We start from the raw sequence: 20842 nt of genomic DNA on the forward strand, positions 1-20842 counted from the left end.
GGTATCCTTTTATGAAGTGAAACGGAATAAAAGATATAGCCGAAAGCCCGACCCGGAGGGACACGCCCAAAATATAAATAAATTATGAAAAAAGTACTTTTTATCGATCGTGACGGAACGATTGTTTTAGAACCGGAGAATTATCAGTTAGATGCTTTGGAGAAAATAGAATTTTATCCAAAAGCCTTTCAATATTTGGCTAAAATTGCCAACGAATTAGATTACGAATTGGCAATGGTAACCAATCAGGACGGATTAGGAACGGATAGTTTTCCGGAGGATACGTTTTGGCCAACACAGAATTTTATTTTAAGGGCTTTTGAAAATGAAGGCGTTTTGTTTGATGAAATTTTTGTTGACAGATCGTTTCCGGAAGATAATGCGCCAACACGCAAGCCAAGAACAGGAATGTTGACGAAATATATTGATAATCCGGAATATGATTTGGCAAATTCTTTTGTTTTGGGAGATCGTTTGACGGATGTCGAATTGGCAAAAAACCTTGGTGCAAAAGCCATTTTCATGAATATGACGGACGGAATTGGAAGCAATGAAATTTCGTCGAAACGTGAAGAATTAAACGATACCATTATTCTGCAAACAACAGACTGGAAAACAATTTATGAGTTTTTAAAATTAGAAGCGCGTTCGGCTTCGATTACTCGTAAAACCAATGAAACCGATATTTTTATCGATTTGAATCTTGACGGAACCGGGAAAAGTAAAATCGAAACCGGAATTGCTTTTTTCGATCACATGTTAGATCAAATTTCGCGTCACGGTCAAATGGATTTGGAAATTTTGGTAAAAGGTGATCTTGAAGTCGATGAACATCATACAATTGAAGATACTGCAATTGCGCTTGGCGAAGTTTTCGCAAAAGCATTAGGAAATAAATTAGGGATCGAACGTTACGGATTTTGCTTGCCAATGGACGATTGTTTAGCGCAAGTAGCAATTGATTTTGGCGGAAGAAACTGGCTGGTTTGGGAAACCGAATTTAAACGCGAAATGGTGGGTAAAATGCCAACAGAAATGTTCTATCATTTCTTTAAATCATTCTCTGACGGAGCCAAAGCTAACATCAACATAAAAGCGGAAGGAACGAATGAACACCACAAAATTGAAGCAATTTTTAAAGCTTTTGCAAAAGCAATAAAAGTAGCCGTAAAAAGAGATACAGAAAAAATGATTTTGCCTTCGACGAAAGGAATGCTTTAATTGAGTCAAAAGTTGAAAGTCATAAAGTCAAAAGATTTCTATATTCCAGATATCAAGAAGCGACTTTAAGACTTTGGACTTTGGACTTTAAGACTAAACAAAATGAAAATAGTAATTATAAATTACGGAGCAGGAAATATTCAGAGCATTATGTTTGCTATTGAAAGGTTGGGTTTTAAGGCTGTTTTGAGCAATAATCCCGAAGAAATTCTGGCGGCAGATAAAGTGATTTTTCCTGGTGTGGGCGAAGCGAGTTCGGCAATGAAAAAACTGAAAGAAAGCGGTTTGGATAATTTGATTCCGAACTTGAAACAACCGGTTTTGGGTATTTGTCTGGGAATGCAGTTAATGTGTAAATCATCTGAAGAAGGAAATACTAAAGGTTTAGGTATTTTTGATGTTGATGTGGTTAAATTCACTCCAAAAGTAAAAGTACCACAAATGGGATGGAATCAGATTTATGATTTGAAATCGGATTTATTTAAAGGAATTCAAGAGAATGAATTTATGTATCTCGTGCATAGTTTTTACGCTCCAAATTGTGTTGAAGCCATTGCTACAACCAATTATGAATTAGAATACGCATCGGCTTTGCAAAAGGATAATTTTTACGGAACTCAGTTTCACCCGGAGAAAAGTGGAGCGGTTGGAGAGAAAATATTAGAGAATTTTTTAAAAATATAAAGAGAGATTTAAAGACTTTACGACTTTAGACTTTCAAACTTTAAGACTTAAATAAATGAGAATAATACCAGCCATAGATATCATTGACGGAAAATGTGTTCGTTTATCAAAAGGTGATTATGATACCAAAATAATTTACAACGAAAATCCGCTTGAAGTAGCGAAATCATTTGAAGCGCACGGAATCGAATATTTGCATTTAGTCGATTTAGACGGTGCAAAATCGAGTAAAATTGTGAATTATAAAATACTGGAACAAATTGCAAATCAAACCAGTTTAAAAATTGATTTTGGCGGCGGTTTAAAATCTGATGATGATTTGAGAATTGCTTTTGAAAGCGGTGCAAATCAAATAACGGGCGGAAGTATTGCGGTTAAAAACAGAGCGATTTTCGAAAAATGGATTTCAGAATATGGTTCAGATAAAATCATTTTGGGCGCTGATGCAAAAGATGAAAAAATTGCCGTTTCTGGTTGGTTAGAAGATTCTGATGAAAAATTAATTCCGTTTATTCAGGATTATCAAAACAAAGGAATTCAGTATGTTATATGTACAGATATTGCAAAAGACGGAATGTTAGAAGGCCCAAGTTTTGATTTATATGAGAAAATATTAAACGAAGCCAAAGGTGTAAAACTAATTGCTTCCGGCGGAATTTCAACTTTTGATGAATTACCAAAATTAGCTGAATTGGGTTGTGAAGGAACGATAATCGGAAAAGCGATTTACGAAGGAAGAATTACTTTAAAACAGTTAGAAAACTATATTTTAAATAAATAGATATTTCGCAAAGACACTCTAAGAAGCGCAAAGATTCACAAATTTTCGCGTATCTCTGTGAGACTTAGTGAATCTCTGTGAAACAAATAAAAAAAATGTTAGCAAAAAGAATCATTCCTTGTTTGGATATAAAAAACGGAAGAACCGTAAAAGGCGTTAATTTTGTTGACTTGCGCGATGCGGGCGATCCGGTTGAACTGGCAGAAATTTATTCTGCTGAAGGTGCTGATGAATTGGTTTTTCTGGATATTTCAGCAACCGAAGAACGACGTAAAACGTTGGTTAATATGGTACGAAGCGTTGCGGGAAAAATCAATATTCCGTTTACCGTTGGCGGTGGAATTTCATCTGTCGAAGATGTTGAAATTCTGTTGAATAATGGAGCTGATAAAGTATCTATTAATTCATCGGCAGTAAAAAATCCGCAATTGATCAATGATTTAGCTCAGAAATTTGGAAGTCAATGCGTTGTGGTTGCTATCGATGCCAAACAAATTGACGGACAATGGATTGTGCATTTGGTTGGCGGAAAAGTACCAACAGAACTCAATTTATTCGATTGGGCTGTTGAAGTTGCAGAACGCGGCGCCGGCGAAATTTTATTCACATCAATGGATAATGACGGAACTAAAAATGGTTTTGCGAACGAAGCTTTAGCTAAATTGTCTGAATTAATCAATATTCCGATAATCGCTTCTGGCGGCGCAGGAAATATACAGCATTTTGTAGATTCATTCAAAGTCGGAAAAGCTGATGCAGCTTTGGCCGCAAGCGTTTTTCACTTTAAAGAAATAGAAATCAAAACTTTGAAGGAAGAACTTAGGGATAATGGTATTGAAGTTAGAATCTAGAAAATAGAACAAAGAAGAAAGACAAAAGAGTTAATCTAAAATAACAAGACTTTAGAAATAGAGGCAAGAAGCAAGATATAAGACAATAGATTAAAATCTAAACAATAAAATAATAATAGAAGTTCGAATTTAGTTTTAACTTTAAGACTTTCGGCTTTACAACTTTAGATTAAAAGAAATATGAACATAGATATAAAAAGTGCACACGGATTAATTCCTGCTATTATTCAGGATTCTGAAACAAAAAATGTTTTGATGCTGGGTTATATGAACGAAGAATCGCTTCAAAAAACAATCGAAACTCAAAAAGTAACTTTTTTTAGCCGTTCAAAACAAAGACTTTGGACAAAGGGCGAGGAGAGTGGCAACTTTTTGAATCTTGTCAATATTAAAAATGATTGTGATGGCGATACACTTTTAATTCAGGCAAAACCAGTAGGGCCAACTTGTCACACAGGTGCAGATACTTGTTGGCAGGAAGAAAATAAGGAAAATTACGGTTTCATTTCTGACTTAGAAAAAACAATTGCAACTCGTAGGGAAAATGCTGATTCTGAGAAAAGTTATGTAGCATCTTTATTCGAAAAAGGAATCAATAAAATTGCTCAAAAAGTAGGTGAAGAAGCTGTCGAAGTAGTTATTGAAGCAAAAGATAATAACGATGATCTATTCCTGAGCGAAAGTGCTGATTTATTATTTCATTACCTGATTTTATTGCAGGCAAAAGGTTTTAAACTGAATGATGTTGTAGAAGTTTTGAAGAAACGCCAGAAGTAGTTTTTTTGGTTAATCGTTTAATTGTTTAAGTGTTTATTTGGTTAATCGTTTAAACGTTTATTAGTTAATCGATACTTTGTGTCATTTCGACGAAGAAGAAATCACATCCAGAGAGCAACGTACTGCAATTCCGTTATGTGATTTCTCTTTGTTCGAAATAAAATAATTTATAAAATTTGATTTTCTAAATAATTATCAAATCAATTCTTCAACATGTTTTTTGATATTTTCTGAGATTTTTTTGGTTGGTAAATCGTTTTCATCATCACCAAACGGATCTTCTATTTCTTCGGCAATAAGTTCTAAACTTGCCAATACATAAAAAATAAAAACAACTACAGGCGCTACTAAATATCCTAAACTCACAGAATATCCAAATGGCAAAGTCATTGTATAGAAAAATATAAATTTTTTGATGAAAGCACTGTAAGAATAGGGAATAGGTGTGTTTTTTATTCTCTCGCAAGCACCGCAAATATCTGTAAACGATTGTAATTCCTCGTTTAAAATTCGAAGTTGATCTCCAGTGATTTTTTTTGTTTCGTAAAGATCATTAATCTTATGAAACATCATTCTTTTTACCTGATTAGGTTTGTGTTTATGATGGTCAATTTCCAGATCTACATCTTCAAAAAGCTGTTTGCTAATGTCAGCATCTTTTAAATGTTTATGCAGAATATCTGCATATAGCGGAATGAATTTTCTAAAAAACTTTCTGTCATTTTCATCTTTCAGCATTGCCGAAAGTTTAATAGCAAGGTTTCGGCTATTATTTACAAGTCCGCCCCATAATTTACGGCCTTCCCACCAGCGGTCGTAGGCAGTATTGGTTCTGAAAACAAGCAATAATGAAATTACAAAACCTAACATTCCGTGCATAATTGGAATATTATGAATATAATCGTTTTTTCCAATTTTAAAATATTCAACTTCCAGATAACCTACTGCTGCAGCATAAATTCCGATAGCCAGCATGATTGGAAATAATTTTCTAACGGTGTCTGATTTATGAAAATGAAAGATAAAAGAGAACCAGTCTTTGGTATTGTATGAAATCATTTAAGTTTGTTTTGAAACAAATTTAAATTAAAAATTAATATTTCCTGCTAATTCTTTCAATGCAATTTCAGATAATTTTGCCTCATATTGAGCATTACTGTAACGCACTTTTGCGTTTACATAATTAAGCTGAGCCGTTCTGAAATCAATAGTTGTGATCGTTCCAATTCTGAATTTATCCAACGTAATTTGAAGATTTTGTTTTGCAATTGCTTCGTTATCTTCTTCCAGATCAATCAATTCAAGATTCGTTAAATACGTTTGAAAAGCAGTACTCAATTGCGTGTTCAAAATCATATTTTGTTGTTCGATTGCAATTTGAGAGTTTTCAATTTGAAGTTTGGCTACTTTCTCGTTTCGATGCTGGTTAAAACCATCAAATACATTTACTGAAGCTGTAAAACCATACGTTAAACCTCTTGCAGAAGACTGACTTGTAAATCCTAAACTAGATTGGCTTTCGGCAAAATTATATCCTGAATTTAAAGTTACGATTGGATAACGATTTGCTCTAACCTGTTTAAGCTGCAATTCTGCGATACGTTTATTGATGATTTGAGATTCTAATGCCGGATTTTGTTTTTGTGCTAAATCTATCAAATTAGCCAAAACTAAAGTATTATCTACAGTAACTAAATCAGTTACTTTAAAATCGATTTTTGGATCACGTGCTAAATATTGATTCAGTAAAATTTTGGCATTCGCATAAGATTCTTTTTGTCTTAACAAAGCAACCTGATCTGAATTTAAATCAACCTGAGCGTTTAAAACCTCTAATTTTGAAGCTTTTCCGATACTGAAACGATTCTGAGCCAGTGTTAATCTTTGTTTAGAAATTACAATTGTAGTGTCTAAAGCTGCCAATTGGTGTTGCTGTTGCACTAAATCATAATAAGAAGAATTTACCTGACCAATTTTTACCAGAACAGTTCTCTTTAATTCAGAATCGCCTAATTTTTGAAGTTCTTTTAACTGATCTAATTTGGCAAACATTTTCATTCCGTCAAAAACCGTCCAGCCAAGATTAACCCCGTAATTTAAGGAGTTATTTTTAGCATTGTTCAATGATGTCGAAGTACCGTCCTGACGTGTTTGAGATGAATTCTGAATGCTATTATTGTCTGTTACCGAAGCCGTTGCAATTGGCAGCATTCCGGCATTTCCAATAGTAACATTAGTTTCGCTGATTAGGGTATTATTTTTGGCAATCCTAATTTCAAAATTATTTTCAAGTGCTATTTTCATAGCATCTTCAATATTCAGAACTTCCTGTGCATTTATTTTAGTAATGCAAAAGAAGCATATTAGTAAACTGCGGAACAAAATTGTAGTATTCATATTTTGATTTCTTTTGCCAAAAATTCACGAATTTTATTGAATTAATTCGTGAATTCCAGGCTAATAAATTATTTACTTTCTCTCTCGTATTCTTCGATATGATCAAATTCCGGATAATGTTTTCTGGCTTTAGACCACATTAAATAAATTGCCGGAATTACAAAAAGTGTTAATGCTAATGAGAAAATAGTTCCTCCAACAATTACAACTCCCATTCCGATTCTACTCGTAGACGCAGCTCCAAGTGACATTGCAATTGGTAAAGCTCCTAAAGCAATGGCTAAACTCGTCATTAAAATTGGACGTAAACGCGCTTCTGAAGCTTCTAAAATGGCTTCTAATTTTGGTTTTCCCTGTTCTCGTAACTGATTCGCGAATTCAACAATCAAAATACCATTTTTGGTTACCAAACCAATAAGCATTACGGTACCAATCTGGCTAAAAATATTCCATGTTTGATTGAATAACCATAAAGAGAATAAAGCTCCCGCAACTGCCATTGGTACAGTTAAAATGATAATAAACGGATCGATAAAACTTTCAAACTGAGCGGCCAGAATCAAGAAGATTAATAATAATGCTAATCCAAAAGCGAATGAAGTATTAGAACTACTTTCAACAAAATCTCGCGATTCTCCACTTAAATCTGTTGTAAAGCTTTGATCTAAAACTTTTGCCTTAATTCTGTCCATTTCTTCAATACCATCACTGATACTTTTTCCCGGTGCCAAACCTGCAGCAACAGTTGCAGACATATATCTGTTATTATGATACAATTGCGGCGGATTACTTTGTTCTTCGACTTTTACAACGTTATCCATTTGAATAAGTTGTCCGCTTTTGCTTTTCACAAATATAGAAGTTAAATCCAAAGGCTTCGAACGGTCTTTTTGATCAAATTGACCAATAACCTGATATTGTTTTCCGTTTTTAATGAAATATCCAAAACGTTGTCCGCTTAACGAAAGTTGCAGTGTCTGAGCAATATCCATGATCGATATTCCTAAACTTTCTGCTTTTGCACGATCGATACTTACATTGATTTCAGGTTTATTAAATTTCAGGTTCACATCTGTAGTCGAAAAAACATCACTTTTTCCAACTTCATCCATAAAAACAGGAATTTTTTCTCTCAGTTTTTCAAAAGTAGGTGCCTGAATAATATATTGAATAGGAAGTCCGCCACGTCTGTTTACGGCAATTGTAGGTTGTTGCGTTACAGAAGTTTTGGCACTCGGATATTTTTTAGTCCATTTTGTTAATTTATCAGCAATATCTTTTTGGGATGTTTTTCGATCTTCAACATCTTTCAAAGTAAGTCTCACTAACCCTGAGTTTACAGAATTAGAGCTAAATCCGGGAGAAGTAATCACCAAACTTACTTTTTTATCCGGAATAGAATCGTCAATTAGTTTCGAGATTTCCTGCATGAAACGATCTGTATATTCATACGAAGAACCTTCAGGAGTTGTCATTCTCATGGTTACAGAACTACGATCATCATAAGGAGCAGTTTCTTTTGGAAGTATGGTAAAAAACAAATAAATCAATCCAAAACAAACAATCAGAATTGGAAAACTAATCCATTTTTTATCAATAAAACGTTGTAAAGATTCCGCATAACCACTATTCAATTTTTCGAAAAAAGGTTCTGTTTTTACATAGAATTTAGATTTTTTCTGTTCTCCGCCTTTCATTAAATAAGCATTCAACATTGGCGTTAAAGTCAATGATACAAAGGCAGAAATTAATACCGCGGCTCCAATTACAACACCAAATTCCCGAAAGAGTCGGCCAACGAAACCTTCTAAGAAAATTACAGGTAAAAATACCGCTGCAAGTGTTACCGAAATAGAAATTACAGCATAGAAAATTTCATTTGAACCTTTTATGGCCGCTTCAATTGGCGACATTCCTTCTTCTACCTTTTTGAAGATATTTTCTGTTACCACAATTCCGTCATCTACAACCAAACCGGTTGCCAAAACAATTGCTAATAAAGTCAATACATTGATAGAGAATCCAAAAAGCCACATAATGAAGAAAGTAGCAATTAATGAAACCGGAATATCAATTAAAGGCCTGAAAGCAATTGCCCAATCCCTAAAGAATAAATAGATAATGATAATTACCAGAATGATAGAAATTCCTAAAGTTTCAGCAACTTCAAGTACTGATTTTTTTACGAAAATGGTATTATCCAGTGCAATGTTTAATTTGATATCTTTTGGAAGATCTTTCTTTAAAGCCTCATATTTTTTATAAAATTCTTTCGAAATATCTAAGTAATTGGCACCAGGCATTGGTACAATTGCCAAACCAATTAACGGAAGTCCTGACTGGCTTAATTTTGTTTCTAAATTTTCAGGTCCTAATTCTGCACCTCCAACATCACTTAAGCGAACAATTTTATCTCCATCGGTACGAATGATAATATTATTGAATTCTTCCGGTTTAGATAAATTTCCGATTGTTTTTACGGTTAACTCTGTATTATTTCCGGTTAACTTTCCTGAAGGCAATTCAACATTTTGTGCGTTTAATGCATCTCGGACTTCAGCGACCGTACAGCCGTAGGCCGTTAATTTTACAGGATCAATCCACAAACGCATTGCATAACGTTTTTGTCCCCAAATTTGCACGCTGCTTACTCCGGGAATTGTCTCTAAACGTTGTGAAATTACATTCTCTGCATAATCACTTAATTCTAAAGAGTTTCTGCTGTCACTCTGAACTGTCATCGAGATAATAGCTTCACTATCAGCATCAGCTTTAGAAACAACCGGCGGCGCATCAATATCCTGCGGTAAACTTCTCACGGCTTGCGAAACTTTATCACGAACATCATTCGCAGCTTCTTCAAGATTTTTGTCTAAGTTAAATTCTATGGTAATATTACTGCTTCCCTGATTACTTGATGACGTAATATTTCGGATTCCGTCAATAGCATTTACGGCTTTTTCAAGAGGTTCAGTAATTTGTGATTCTATAATATCAGAATTGGCTCCGGTGTAGCTTGTTCTGATAGAAACCTGCGCCGGATCGATAGAAGGGAATTCTCGAACACCCAAAAAGGTATAACCAATGAAACCGAATAAAATAATCAAAAGATTCAGTACAATGGTTAAAACGGGTCTTCTTATACTTGTAGTTGATAAACTCATTATGATTTTAGATTGCTGACTTTAGAGTTCAGATTTTAGATTTTTCAAACTTTTGACTTTAAGACTTTCGACTTTAAGACTTATTTCTTTACTTTAACTTTTATCGGGGCTTCGTTTTTTAATGACATTACGCCACTTGTAATCAAGGTGTCTCCGGCTTTTAATCCTGATAAAATCAAAATAGAAGAATCTGTTCTTGTTGTAGCATCTACCATAATTTCTTTGGCTTTGCCCATATTTGTAACATATACTTTTTTACCGTCTTGCACAGGAACAATCGCTTCTGTAGGAACTACGATAGCATCTTTAATAATGTTTAATGGCAATTTTACATCTGCAAACGTTCCCGGAAAAAGTTTTCCGTCGATGTTATCTGCAATGGCGCGAATTTTTAAGGTACGGGTTGCAACCTCAATTTCCGGTTCAATAGCGTAAATTTTTGCAGTGTAAATTTTATCTGATCCAGAAACAGAAAAATCGATTATAGAACCTGATTTTACTTCTGCAGCATATTTTTCAGGAATAGAAAATGTTATTTTTAATTTTCCGGTATTTACCAGTTTTGCTACTACAACAGTTGGCGTAATATAAGTTCCCGGTGAAATAGAACGTAAACCAATTTTTCCTGAAAATGGAGCTTTTACAGCTGTTTTTGCAATTTGGGCTCTTATCAATTGGCTTTGCGCTTTCATCGAAGCATAATCAGCATTGGCAACATCAAATTCTTCCTGACTAATGGCTTCTTTTTGCAAAAGTAATTTGGCTCTTCTTTCGTTTTCTCCAGCCAAACCTTCTTTGGTAACGGCTTGTCTTAGTTGTGCTTTTAATTCAATATCATTTACTTTAAAAAGTACCTGACCTTTATTTACATACGTTCCTTCAGTAAAATAAATACCTTCTACAATTCCCGAAACTTCACTGTGAATTTCTATTTGCTCATTTGCTTCAATAGAACCTGATAATGATAAATTATTATCAAAAGTTGTAGTTTTAACTACTATTCCTGTAACAGTTGTTGGTTTGTCTTTATCGCCAGATTTTTTAGATTCGTCGTTTTTACTTTTGTTAGATACAACTCTGTAAGCGATGAACCCTCCGAGTACTATAATTATAAGGGCGTAAATAAGGTTTTTTACTTTCATAAAATTGAGGTAAATGTATTTTTTTGGATATGTTTAGTAGCTCACAAATTTAACTTTTTGTATCGAAACCAAAAGGCGTTAGCTTTTATTTAACACTTGGATCACGATAATTTCAAACAACTGTTTAATAGGCTTTTTTGCAAAACTTTTTGCAATTAGACACGCTTTTCGATGAAAGGTTTAATGTGATTTAGTTTTTTTTGAAATTAATTTTCAATCCCTGCAGTAATTTTTTGGTATTGATATTAAAATCAGTTTGTTATTAATTGTAAAAGAAAAAACTAATTGAGAATATTTTTTTCTTTTGCGCCCAGTAAATACAAGGAGTGAGTTAAAAATTAATATTTTTTTTCTGATTTTGTCCGATTTTCTTTGCACTTTATCGATTTTATTCGTAACATTGATAAGCTTAAACAAAATGGTAGTTTTTTTGTGAGAATATTAATGTTTTCGGCGGTTAAGTGTTGAATTATGTAAGTTTTTATTTTATTTTAAGTTAAATATGTGCCTTGCTTGAATTAATAAATTAACAAGTGTTTAATATTGATTCAGTTTTATATCAAAAACTACCTATTTATGAGAAAAAAAATACTCGTTGGTTTATGGATCACATTATTGTTTTGCGCCATCTCATTTTTATTTTGGCAAAATGAATTAAAATTCTCCTTACCTACGCCGGTTCCGGCCAATTATCATAATGTTGCTATGGGCAGCAGAATTGATTTAGGCAAATGCTGGTCAACGCACAACAAACCAATTTTTATACATTTTTTTAATCCGGATTGTCCGTGTTCACGCTTCAATATTCCTCACGTAAGCGATTTAATTAAAAAATACGGCGACAAAATCAATTTTAAAATTGTTGTTCTCAATAAACACAAGGATTTTACTATAGAAGAAATCCAGAAAAAGTTTGGCGCCAGTATTCCGGTGTATTTTGATGACGCAATGGCAAAAAAATGTGGTGTTTTTTCTACTCCGCAAGCGGTACTTATTGACGCTTCTCAAAAATTATATTACCGCGGAAACTACAATAAAACAAGATATTGCACCAATGCCGATAGTAATTATGCACAAATGGCAATAGATTCTTTGCTTAAACAAAACCAGCCCCCCTTATTTGATGCTTTAGCTCTTAGAGCTTATGGATGTTCGTTACCAAAATGTACTAAATAAATCTAACCCTTAACCTAAATTACAAACATTATGAAAACAAAAGCCAGTTTAAATGAGCAGGACTATCTGCACAGTTTTATGTCGACAATGACGCAAAAATCGGACACTATTATTAACTATGTTCTTGCCGCTTATTTTCTTCTCGGGATCGGACTTTCTTTTAAATACGATACTTTCGAGATTGGAGTAGGAGTTGGTACTTTAAATTTGTTAATGTATTACTCGGCTAAAATTTTACTTAAAAAATCAAATTTCTACCAGTATGTTTTGTCAGTTGTACTGGCGATTTTTATGGCGCAGTATATTTATCAGATGCATGGTTTATTCGAAATGCATTTCACGGTATTTATAGCAAGTACAATCCTGATTATTTACCAAAACTGGAAATTGCAAATTCCACTAACGCTTTTGGTGGTTGTGCATCATGCAGGTTTGGCGTATTTGCAAAACTTTCTTTATCAGGATCCAAAAGGATTACAAATTTATTTTTCACAAGTAAATTTTGATATCGAAACTTTACTTATTCACGTTGTATTAGCGGCTGTAGTATTTTTTATGAACGGCTACTGGGCGTATTATTTTAAAGAACACAGCCAAAACCATATTTCTAAAATATCTGATGAATATGAATTAGAAAACATCAAATTAGCATCGGCTAAATACAGTTCACAGTCTGCTACTAAAGAGTATAATGATTTTGTACACAGAACTACTTTAGATTTAAAATTGCCTGTAAGTTCTGTTTTAAAATTAATTGATGTTTCTAAAGGACATACCGATAATGACAAACTACTGAGTTATCTGGAAATGATGAGAGAAAGTGCCAAAAAAATTGATGATTTAGTGAATGATATTCACGTAAAATCGACAAATAGCAAAAGCTAAAAGCTGATGTTATACCAAAATCAATTATAAACTTAATCTCATTTTATGTCTAAACATGATTTTGAATCAGCAAACACCAAGCTGATTATTTTAAGAAGGTCTTTTGATGTTTTTCTGAAAAATAACGCCGCGCTGGATTCCTTTGAAAGAATCGAATCACAAACCGAATTTGGAAAAGTGGTTACTGAAATTTTTAATGATAACAAGGATAATCCCAACGCTAAAAATTTAGATTTTCAATACAAAAAACTCATTCAGATCGCCAACGATATTCACCATCTAAAATCAGTAAATGACAATACTTTACCTGATTGGTTAGAAGATGAATTAGAAGCGGTTTTCAAGAAAATAAAAGACTTATTAGCGATTTTAGAAAAAGAACTTCATTAGCATAATACTTTAGAAATGTAATTACATCATTAATTTAAAATACAAGATTTATGGATACCAGAATTACCCGCCCGAACCCATCTGACAGAGAAGTTGATTGGATTAAAACTAAGGTATTACTCAGCAAAACAGACACAAAAGGAACGATTTTATATGCCAATGAAGCTTTTATTGATGTTTCCGGTTATGATGAATTTGAGTTGATCGGACAGCCGCACAACGTTATTCGTCATCCGGATATGCCAAAAGTAATTTTTAAGTTTTTATGGGACAGTATTAAATCGAACGAAAATATTCATGCAATTATCAAAAACATGTCTAAAACAGGCCGATATTATTGGGTAATCACCGATTTTAAAATTATAGCCGATACAGATGGGGAAATTGTAGGGTATTTTGGAACCAGAAAATCTGTTCCTGAAGACATTATTGTAAAATTTATTGAACCTCTGTATAAAAAACTACTTCACATTGAGGAAGTTAGCGGAATAGGGGCTTCAGAAGATTATTTGGTTGGTTTTTTAGAAGAACGAAAGAAAACCTATATGGAATATGTGGATCATCTTGTGGCAACAGGAAAAGATGATAAAAACAAAGTAAGTAAAGGTTTTTTTAACGGTTTCTTCGAAAAGAAAAACAATACTAAAAAGTGAAAATAGAGTAGAATAAAGAATAAAGAATAAAGAATAAAGAATAAAGAATAAAGAATAAAGAATAAAGAATAAAGAATAAAGAATAAAGAGTGGAAATATAACTATATGCTTCATTTATAACTAAAATATTCAACTTAAAATTTGCACCCCAACAAATCTAAATCAACTTTACCTTAACGGTAATTGAATATTTTTAAACTTTGAAGTATATAGTTTTTTTTGAAATTAAAAATCTGGAATTAAAACCCCGAGACAAAACCTCAGAACCATAGTAGCTTAGAGACTTAACAACTTAAAAGAAACCTTTGTCCCTCAGAACCTTTGTCCCTCAGAACCTAACTTATATAATTCCAAATACTTTTTTTCTTTGTCAATTCAATAAAAACAGCTTTTAAGACCGCATGTTCCGGTTTTTGTAATGGAGCATCTTCTTTCAGGATTTTCATGGCATAATTTCTGGCCAAAGTCAAAATATCGCGATCGCGAACAATATCAGCAATTTGAAGGTTTAATACGCCGCTTTGTTGTGTTCCCATTAAATCACCAGGACCACGAAGTTTAAGATCGACTTCGGCAATTTCAAAACCATCATTGGTCTGTACCATAGTTTCCATACGCGTTTTACTGTCAGCACTTAATTTATGGCTTGTCATCAAAATACAATAACTTTGTTCAGCGCCACGACCAACACGGCCACGTAATTGGTGCAATTGAGATAAACCAAAACGTTCGGCACTTTCAATAATCATAACACTGGCGTTGGGTACATTTACACCAACTTCAATAACAGTTGTTGCCACCATAATGTTAGTTTTACCTTCAGAGAAACGTTTCATTTCAGCATCTTTATCTGCAGGTTTCATTTTTCCGTGCAAAATCGAAATCGAATATTGAGGCAACGGAAAATCACGTGAAATACTTTCGTAACCATCCATCAAATCTTTAAAATCCATTTTTTCAGATTCCTGAATTAACGGATAAACTATATAAATTTGTCTTCCTTTAGCGATTTCGTCGCGCAGAAATTTCCAGACCTTCAAACGATTACTATCAAAACGATGCACGGTTTGAATTGGTTTTCTTCCCGGCGGTAATTCATCAATTACAGAAATATCCAAATCGCCATACAAACTCATAGCCAAAGTTCTCGGAATAGGCGTAGCGGTCATCACTAAAACGTGTGGCGGAATTTCGTTTTTCTTCCACAATTTAGAGCGTTGTTCTACTCCAAAACGATGTTGTTCGTCAATTACGGCTAAACCTAAATTCTTAAATTTTACTTTGTCTTCAAGTAAAGCATGAGTTCCTATTAAAATATGTAAAGTTCCGTTTTCAAGCTCTTCGTGAATGATCCTTCGGGCGGCTATTTTGGTTGAACCCGTTAATATTTTAATGTTGATATTTAAGGTATTCGCTAATTCTGATAAACCAATAAAATGCTGATTTGCCAGGATTTCAGTCGGCGCCATTAAACAAGCCTGAAAGCCGTTATCAATAGCTAAAAGCATACTTAAAAAAGCTACAATTGTTTTTCCTGAACCAACATCTCCTTGCAATAAACGGTTCATTTGGGCATTGCTTCCCATATCTGAACGAATTTCTTTTACCACTCTTTTTTGAGCATTTGTCAATTCAAAAGGCAAATGGTTTTGGTAAAACTCATTAAAAAACTCGCCAACTTTAGTAAACGGATGTCCTTTTATTTTATGTTTCCGAATCAGATTTTTGGTAATCAACTGCAACTGAATAAAGAACAATTCTTCAAATTTTAATCGGAATTGTGCTTTCGCCAAAGCATCGGTACTTTTAGGAAAATGTATATTGAATAAAGCCGCTTTTTTAGAAATCAACTTTAATTCTTCGACTAAATAAGAAGGAAAAGTTTCAGAAAATAAATTCTGCGTTTCAATAAACAATTGCTGCATTAATTTGTTTATTGTACGATTTGAAATTCCACGATTCGTTAATGTTTCCGTTGAAGGATAAACAGGCTGCATCGCTGAACGAAGGCTTTTTTCATGTTCTGTCAACAACTCGATTTCCGGATGTGCCATACTAAACTGACTTCCGTAAAGTGAACATTTTCCGAATATTACACAAACTTCATTGAGCTTTAAACTCTCTCGAATCCATTTATGTCCCTGAAACCAATTCAGGTCAATTTGCCCTGTATCATCCACGAAAGTGGCCACCAAACGTTTTTTGTTTTTAGCAAATTCAACCGTTTTGATGTTGATAATTTTTCCAATAATCTGAACTTCAGATCCTGTATTTTGAAGTTCGTTTATTTTGTAATAACGTGTTCTGTCAATATATCGGTTCGGAAAAAAATTAATTAAATCTCCGTATTTATGAATTCCCAATTCCTTACGAAGCAATTGGCCACGACTGGGACCAACACCTTTTAGGTATTCAATTGGGGTATCCAGGAGATTATTAGACATTAATTATTTTAGAGTTTAGATTGTTGATTTCAGATTTCAGAATAAAGAAAAATAGAACAAAGATTTAGTCTATATTCTTTACTCTTTATTCTATTTTCTTTGAGATAGCGAAGATAGATTTTAATTAGGAAATTTGAAAGAGGCAATAATTTTCAAATTGAACTTTATTATATATTACCTTTGGTAAAATAGCCATTGAAAGCAATTAAGTTATAATCAAACTAAAATAGAGTAAATGACAAATGATATAATAATGCTAATTATTGGAACATTTCTTGGTTTTGGAGCATCAATCGCTACAATTAAATATCAAGAATATGACAAAAGAAAGAGAGCTTTAAATATATTTCAGATCGAATTGTATAAGATTGATAAAATTGTTTCTGCTTTTGCAATGGCAGATAATCAGTCTGTAGTGACAGAGACTAATGAAACGATAATATTTAGCGGCATTTCGACGTTTGAAATTCCAAATTTTAAAATGGTTATCCAAATTGATGTTTTTTTGAGTTTAAATAAGAATTTAAGACAAGATGTTTATGATGTTTCTTTAGATTTGGAGGCTGCAGAAGATAATAGAAAAGTTGCTATTTCATTACTAAATTTAAAAGAAAGCGCTAATCTCCTCAATTTTCATGCATCAATTTATATTGAGCATTTGAAAGTAGCCAAAATTAAAATTGATAAATTAAAAAACGAATATATATCTTAGAGTAATGAAATTTACATTAGAACAAATTAAATTATTAAAATGAAAACTCACTTAGCTCTTTTACGCGGAATCAACGTTTCTGGACATAATATGATGAAGATGGACGCTTTGAAAACAATGTTAGAAAATATTGGTTTTCAAAATGTAAGAACGTATCTGCAATCCGGAAATTTTTTTGTAGACAGTGAAGAAGAAGCCACAAAAGTGGGTTTTATGATAAAACAGGAAATTTTTAAGGTTTTTGGACATGAAGTTCCCACGATTGTTATTACAAAACAAGACTTGGAATTGTGTTTTGCAAACAATCCGTTTTTGAAAGAAAAAGATATAGATACAAAAAAACTGTATGTTGCTTTTGTGTCAACCTTGTTGAAAAAGGAAAATATAAATGATTTAAAAATCAGTCAGTTTAAGCCAGATGAAGCGAGTATAGACGGTAACAGAATTTTTATCAAATATGCTGTAGGAGCCGGAAAAACCAGATTAGAAGGCAAGTATATCGAGAAAAAACTAAATGTTATAGTAACAATGCGAAACTGGAATACGGTTACGAATTTGTTAGGAATGTATTCTGAATAAGTTTTTTTTGCCACGTATTAAATAAATTTTCACTAATTTAATTCGTGTTGATTCGTGAAATTTGTGGCGAACTTTTTTAAATCAAATCACAATACCAAAATCCATAATCGAAAGCATCACTCGCACTTGTATCGCAAGCTTTATCTGAAGAATCTTCAGTTTTTGGTTTTTCATATTTGCGATAAACGATTTCTCCAATTTCAAATTGAATAGGTTCAGAAAAAATGGGTCCATCAAAAGTAAAAGTATGAAACTCGCCGTTTTCGCCACAAACATCTACATTTTCGGGTAAATCATTTATAAAATCCTGATCTATAATTCGTCCCACAAAACTTTTGTCTAAATAACGTTCGTTTACACAAACCACAATAGTTTTGAATCCTAACGAAATAAATTCCTGAATTAAATCTTTTGTTGGAATTTTCCAGATTGGAAAAATGGCTTTAAAATCTAATTTTTCTAATTGATCTTCACGATATTTTCGCAAATCTTCTAAAAAAATATCACCAAAAACAGAATGGGTAATGCCTTGTTTTTTTAGTTCGGTTAAAGTTTCAGCCACAACATTTTCATAAACTTCCATAGTAGGCATTTCAGGAACCTGCATGATTTGTAATGGTAAACCAATACTTTTTGCCTGAGCCTCCAACAGTTCAACACGAACGCCGTGCATCGAAATTCGTTGAAATTGTTGATTAATGCTGGTCAATAAATATTCAATTTTAAAATCCGGATTCTGCAATATTTTATATAAGGCAAGAGCAGAATCTTTTCCGCTGCTCCAGTTAAATAAGGCTTTTTTGGGTGTCGACACAATGATTTAATTTTCTATTGTAAACATACAAATTTCATTCGATTTGTAAATGAAACCTTTGTAACTTTGGGATTTTGCCTTCAAATCCATTTCAATGAAATACATATTAATATTATTTACCAGTTTCGTTTTTGCGCAACAAACCCAATTTGTTGATTTTAAATCGGTTTCCGGTCAATTAACCGTAAACGCCAAAGAAAAATCAATTTCCGGTTTTGTAGATTATCAATTTGAGGTTTTAAAACCAATTGATACGATAGAATTAGATGCCAAAAACATGGAGTTTTCTCATGTTCAAATTGATAATAAAGAGGTTGTTTTTGTAAATACAGGCAAACAATTGCAAATTGTTTCTAATTTTCAAAAAGGACAAAATCATTTGACTTTTCAATATTCTGCAAAGCCAAAACAAGCTTTATATTTTGTTGATATAGAAAATTCAGATACACAAATCTGGACGCAAGGTCAGGGAAGATATACCAGCAACTGGTTTCCGAGTTTTGATGATGTAAATGAAAAAGTGATTTTTAGTTTGGGAATTTCTTATGATAAAGATTATCAAGTGGTTTCGAACGGAATTTTGAAGGATAAAACGATTAACGGAAATTTGTTTCATTGGCAATACCAAATGGAAAACCCGATGAGTTCTTATTTATTAATGCTTGCCATTGGAAAATATGACAAAAAAGAATTCAAATCAAAATCAAAAATTCCGTTAGAATATTATCTGGAAAATAATGATACAGCTCGTTTTGAACCAACATATCGTTATTCTAAACGCATTTTTGATTTTTTAGAGAAAGAAATAGGAGTGAAGTATCCGTGGGGAATTTACAGAGAAATTCCGGTTCGCGATTTTTTATATGGTGGAATGGAAAATACGACGACAACACTTTTTACAACACGTTATGTTGTTGATTCTATAGGTTTTGAAGATCGAAATTATTCAAATGTTGATGCTCACGAATTGGCACATCATTGGTTTGGAGATTTAATTACGGCAGAAAGCAGCACACACCATTGGCTTCAGGAAGGTTTTGCAACTTATTATGCTTTGCTTGCAGAAAAGGATATTTATGGTGAAGATTATTTTTATTCGAAATTATATGATACTGCACAACAAATAAAATTTGCATCAAGAACGGATACAATTCCCGTTTTAAATGCAAAAGCAAGTTCATTGACTTTTTATGAAAAAGGCGCTTGGGCATTGTTTTTTTTGCATGAATCTATTGGAGATAAGGCTTTTAAAAAAGCTATAAAAAGCTATTTAAATAAATATGCTTATCAGAACGTAGATACTCAAAATTTCTTTGATGAAATTAAAAAAGTATCGAATTTCGATTTGGTTCAATTTCAGAAAACCTGGTTAGAATCTACTGTTTTTGATACACAAACAGCAAATGCATTATTGAGTAAAAACAAAGCGATTCAGGTTCGTTTAGAATTAGATAAATTAAAGAAAACTCCTTTGGCTGAAAAAGAAGCTTTTCTAAAGAAGACTTTAGAATCTGATGTTTATTATGCTGTAAAAGAAGCCGTTGTTGATCAGTTAGAAAATGAAAAATACGAGGATAAAAAAGCACTTTTATTGCTTGCATTACAAACCAATAATATACAAATCCGTCAGGCTGTTGCCAGTTCTTTAAGTAAAATTCCTGAAGATTTTAGAGCAAATTATGAAACATTGCTTGATGATAAATCCTATCAAACCCAGGAAATTGCTTTGTATTGGTTATGGAAAAATTTTCCGGATCATCGCAAAACGTATCTTGATAAATCTAAAACCTGGATTGGTTTTAATGATTTTAATATTCGTACGATGTGGCTTTCATTAGCTTTATCAACGCCAAATTACGCTGATAATAAAGAAGCTTTAATTGCAGAATTAATTTCTTTTTCATCCAAAAAATATGAGGCAACAACACGACAAAATGCACTCGAAAAATTGATTGCCTTTAAAATGATTAACGATCAGGTTTTGAGTAATTTAGTTAGTTCTACGACGCATCATATGTGGCAATTTTCGAAATTTGGAAGAGATACAATTCGATTTCTTTTAAAAAATCCTGAAATGCGTGCTTCATTTGAAAGAATTTTGCCTAATTTGACCCCCGATGAACAGTTTCAATTGAATCGTTTGTTGAAAGAATGAAGAGGAGAATAGAGAAA

The 20842-nt window shown here is 32.9% G+C and carries 18 protein-coding genes; 12 read left to right on the top strand and 6 right to left on the bottom strand.

Annotation, left to right across the window (positions count from 1 at the left end; all coding sequences use genetic code 11):
- Positions 1–84 precede the first annotated feature (84 nt).
- The 5 genes from hisB to hisIE all read left to right on the top strand — a co-directional run bounded on the left by hisB (position 85) and on the right by hisIE (position 4314).
- Positions 85–1221: a bifunctional histidinol-phosphatase/imidazoleglycerol-phosphate dehydratase HisB gene (gene hisB / locus GKZ86_RS05470; RefSeq protein ID WP_154782096.1), complete on the top strand. Its 1137-nt coding sequence runs from the start codon at positions 85–87 to the stop codon at positions 1219–1221.
- A gap of 102 nt (positions 1222–1323) precedes the next feature.
- Positions 1324–1905, top strand: a complete 582-nt coding sequence (gene hisH, locus GKZ86_RS05475; RefSeq protein ID WP_154782097.1) for an imidazole glycerol phosphate synthase subunit HisH — start codon at positions 1324–1326, stop codon at positions 1903–1905.
- A 55-nt stretch (positions 1906–1960) separates the two neighbouring features.
- Entirely contained in the window at positions 1961–2686 is a 726-nt protein-coding gene (hisA, locus tag GKZ86_RS05480) for a 1-(5-phosphoribosyl)-5-[(5-phosphoribosylamino)methylideneamino]imidazole-4-carboxamide isomerase (RefSeq protein ID WP_154782098.1), read from the top strand.
- Between the two features lie 95 nt (positions 2687–2781).
- A complete protein-coding gene (hisF, locus tag GKZ86_RS05485) occupies positions 2782–3537 on the top strand; it encodes an imidazole glycerol phosphate synthase subunit HisF (protein WP_154782099.1) in 756 nt (251 codons plus the stop codon).
- Between the two features lie 180 nt (positions 3538–3717).
- Positions 3718–4314, top strand: coding sequence for a bifunctional phosphoribosyl-AMP cyclohydrolase/phosphoribosyl-ATP diphosphatase HisIE (hisIE, locus tag GKZ86_RS05490; RefSeq protein WP_154782100.1), 597 nt, complete (start codon positions 3718–3720; stop codon positions 4312–4314).
- Between the two features lie 195 nt (positions 4315–4509).
- Here hisIE and GKZ86_RS05495 read toward each other — a convergent pair whose 3' ends face one another.
- From GKZ86_RS05495 to GKZ86_RS05510, 4 genes are all read right to left on the bottom strand, one after another.
- A complete protein-coding gene (locus GKZ86_RS05495) occupies positions 4510–5373 on the bottom strand; it encodes a bestrophin family protein (protein WP_154782101.1) in 864 nt (287 codons plus the stop codon).
- 27 nt (positions 5374–5400) lie between these two features.
- Positions 5401–6711 (bottom strand): TolC family protein, encoded by a 1311-nt coding sequence (locus tag GKZ86_RS05500; protein WP_154782102.1) that lies wholly within the window; start codon positions 6709–6711, stop codon positions 5401–5403.
- Between the two features lie 68 nt (positions 6712–6779).
- Positions 6780–9875, bottom strand: coding sequence for an efflux RND transporter permease subunit (locus tag GKZ86_RS05505; RefSeq protein WP_154782103.1), 3096 nt, complete (start codon positions 9873–9875; stop codon positions 6780–6782).
- Between the two features lie 80 nt (positions 9876–9955).
- Complete coding sequence (locus GKZ86_RS05510; protein ID WP_154782104.1) at positions 9956–11017, bottom strand: efflux RND transporter periplasmic adaptor subunit; 1062 nt, start codon at positions 11015–11017, stop codon at positions 9956–9958.
- Between the two features lie 576 nt (positions 11018–11593).
- Here GKZ86_RS05510 and GKZ86_RS05515 point away from each other — a divergent pair.
- The 4 genes from GKZ86_RS05515 to GKZ86_RS05530 are packed head-to-tail and all read left to right on the top strand — an operon-like array spanning position 11594 to position 14121.
- Positions 11594–12193, top strand: coding sequence for a thioredoxin fold domain-containing protein (locus GKZ86_RS05515; protein WP_154782105.1), 600 nt, complete (start codon positions 11594–11596; stop codon positions 12191–12193).
- Positions 12194–12223: 30 nt separating this feature from the next.
- Entirely contained in the window at positions 12224–13078 is an 855-nt protein-coding gene (locus GKZ86_RS05520) for a hypothetical protein (RefSeq protein WP_154782106.1), read from the top strand.
- A gap of 45 nt (positions 13079–13123) precedes the next feature.
- Complete coding sequence (locus GKZ86_RS05525; protein ID WP_154782107.1) at positions 13124–13468, top strand: hypothetical protein; 345 nt, start codon at positions 13124–13126, stop codon at positions 13466–13468.
- Between the two features lie 50 nt (positions 13469–13518).
- Entirely contained in the window at positions 13519–14121 is a 603-nt protein-coding gene (locus tag GKZ86_RS05530) for a PAS domain-containing protein (protein ID WP_154782108.1), read from the top strand.
- A gap of 335 nt (positions 14122–14456) precedes the next feature.
- On the opposite strand, the gene recG is transcribed toward GKZ86_RS05530, so the two are convergent.
- Positions 14457–16565, bottom strand: coding sequence for an ATP-dependent DNA helicase RecG (recG, locus tag GKZ86_RS05535; protein ID WP_154782109.1), 2109 nt, complete (start codon positions 16563–16565; stop codon positions 14457–14459).
- 235 nt (positions 16566–16800) lie between these two features.
- On the opposite strand from recG, the gene GKZ86_RS05540 reads away from it, so the two are divergent.
- Both GKZ86_RS05540 and GKZ86_RS05545 read left to right on the top strand, forming a co-directional pair.
- On the top strand, positions 16801–17277 hold the full coding sequence (locus GKZ86_RS05540) for a hypothetical protein (protein ID WP_154782110.1): 477 nt from the start codon (positions 16801–16803) through the stop codon (positions 17275–17277).
- A gap of 39 nt (positions 17278–17316) precedes the next feature.
- A complete protein-coding gene (locus GKZ86_RS05545) occupies positions 17317–17856 on the top strand; it encodes a DUF1697 domain-containing protein (RefSeq protein ID WP_154782111.1) in 540 nt (179 codons plus the stop codon).
- Between the two features lie 76 nt (positions 17857–17932).
- On the opposite strand, the gene GKZ86_RS05550 is transcribed toward GKZ86_RS05545, so the two are convergent.
- Positions 17933–18673, bottom strand: a complete 741-nt coding sequence (locus tag GKZ86_RS05550) for a diphthine--ammonia ligase (protein WP_370456752.1) — start codon at positions 18671–18673, stop codon at positions 17933–17935.
- Positions 18674–18764: 91 nt separating this feature from the next.
- Between GKZ86_RS05550 and GKZ86_RS05555 the strand changes: the two genes are divergently transcribed.
- A complete protein-coding gene (locus GKZ86_RS05555; protein ID WP_154782112.1) occupies positions 18765–20825 on the top strand; it encodes a M1 family metallopeptidase in 2061 nt (686 codons plus the stop codon).
- Positions 20826–20842: the final 17 nt, after the last annotated feature.

This window comes from Flavobacterium sp. LC2016-13 (assembly GCF_009707955.1).
Taxonomy (GTDB): Bacteria; Bacteroidota; Bacteroidia; order Flavobacteriales; family Flavobacteriaceae; genus Flavobacterium.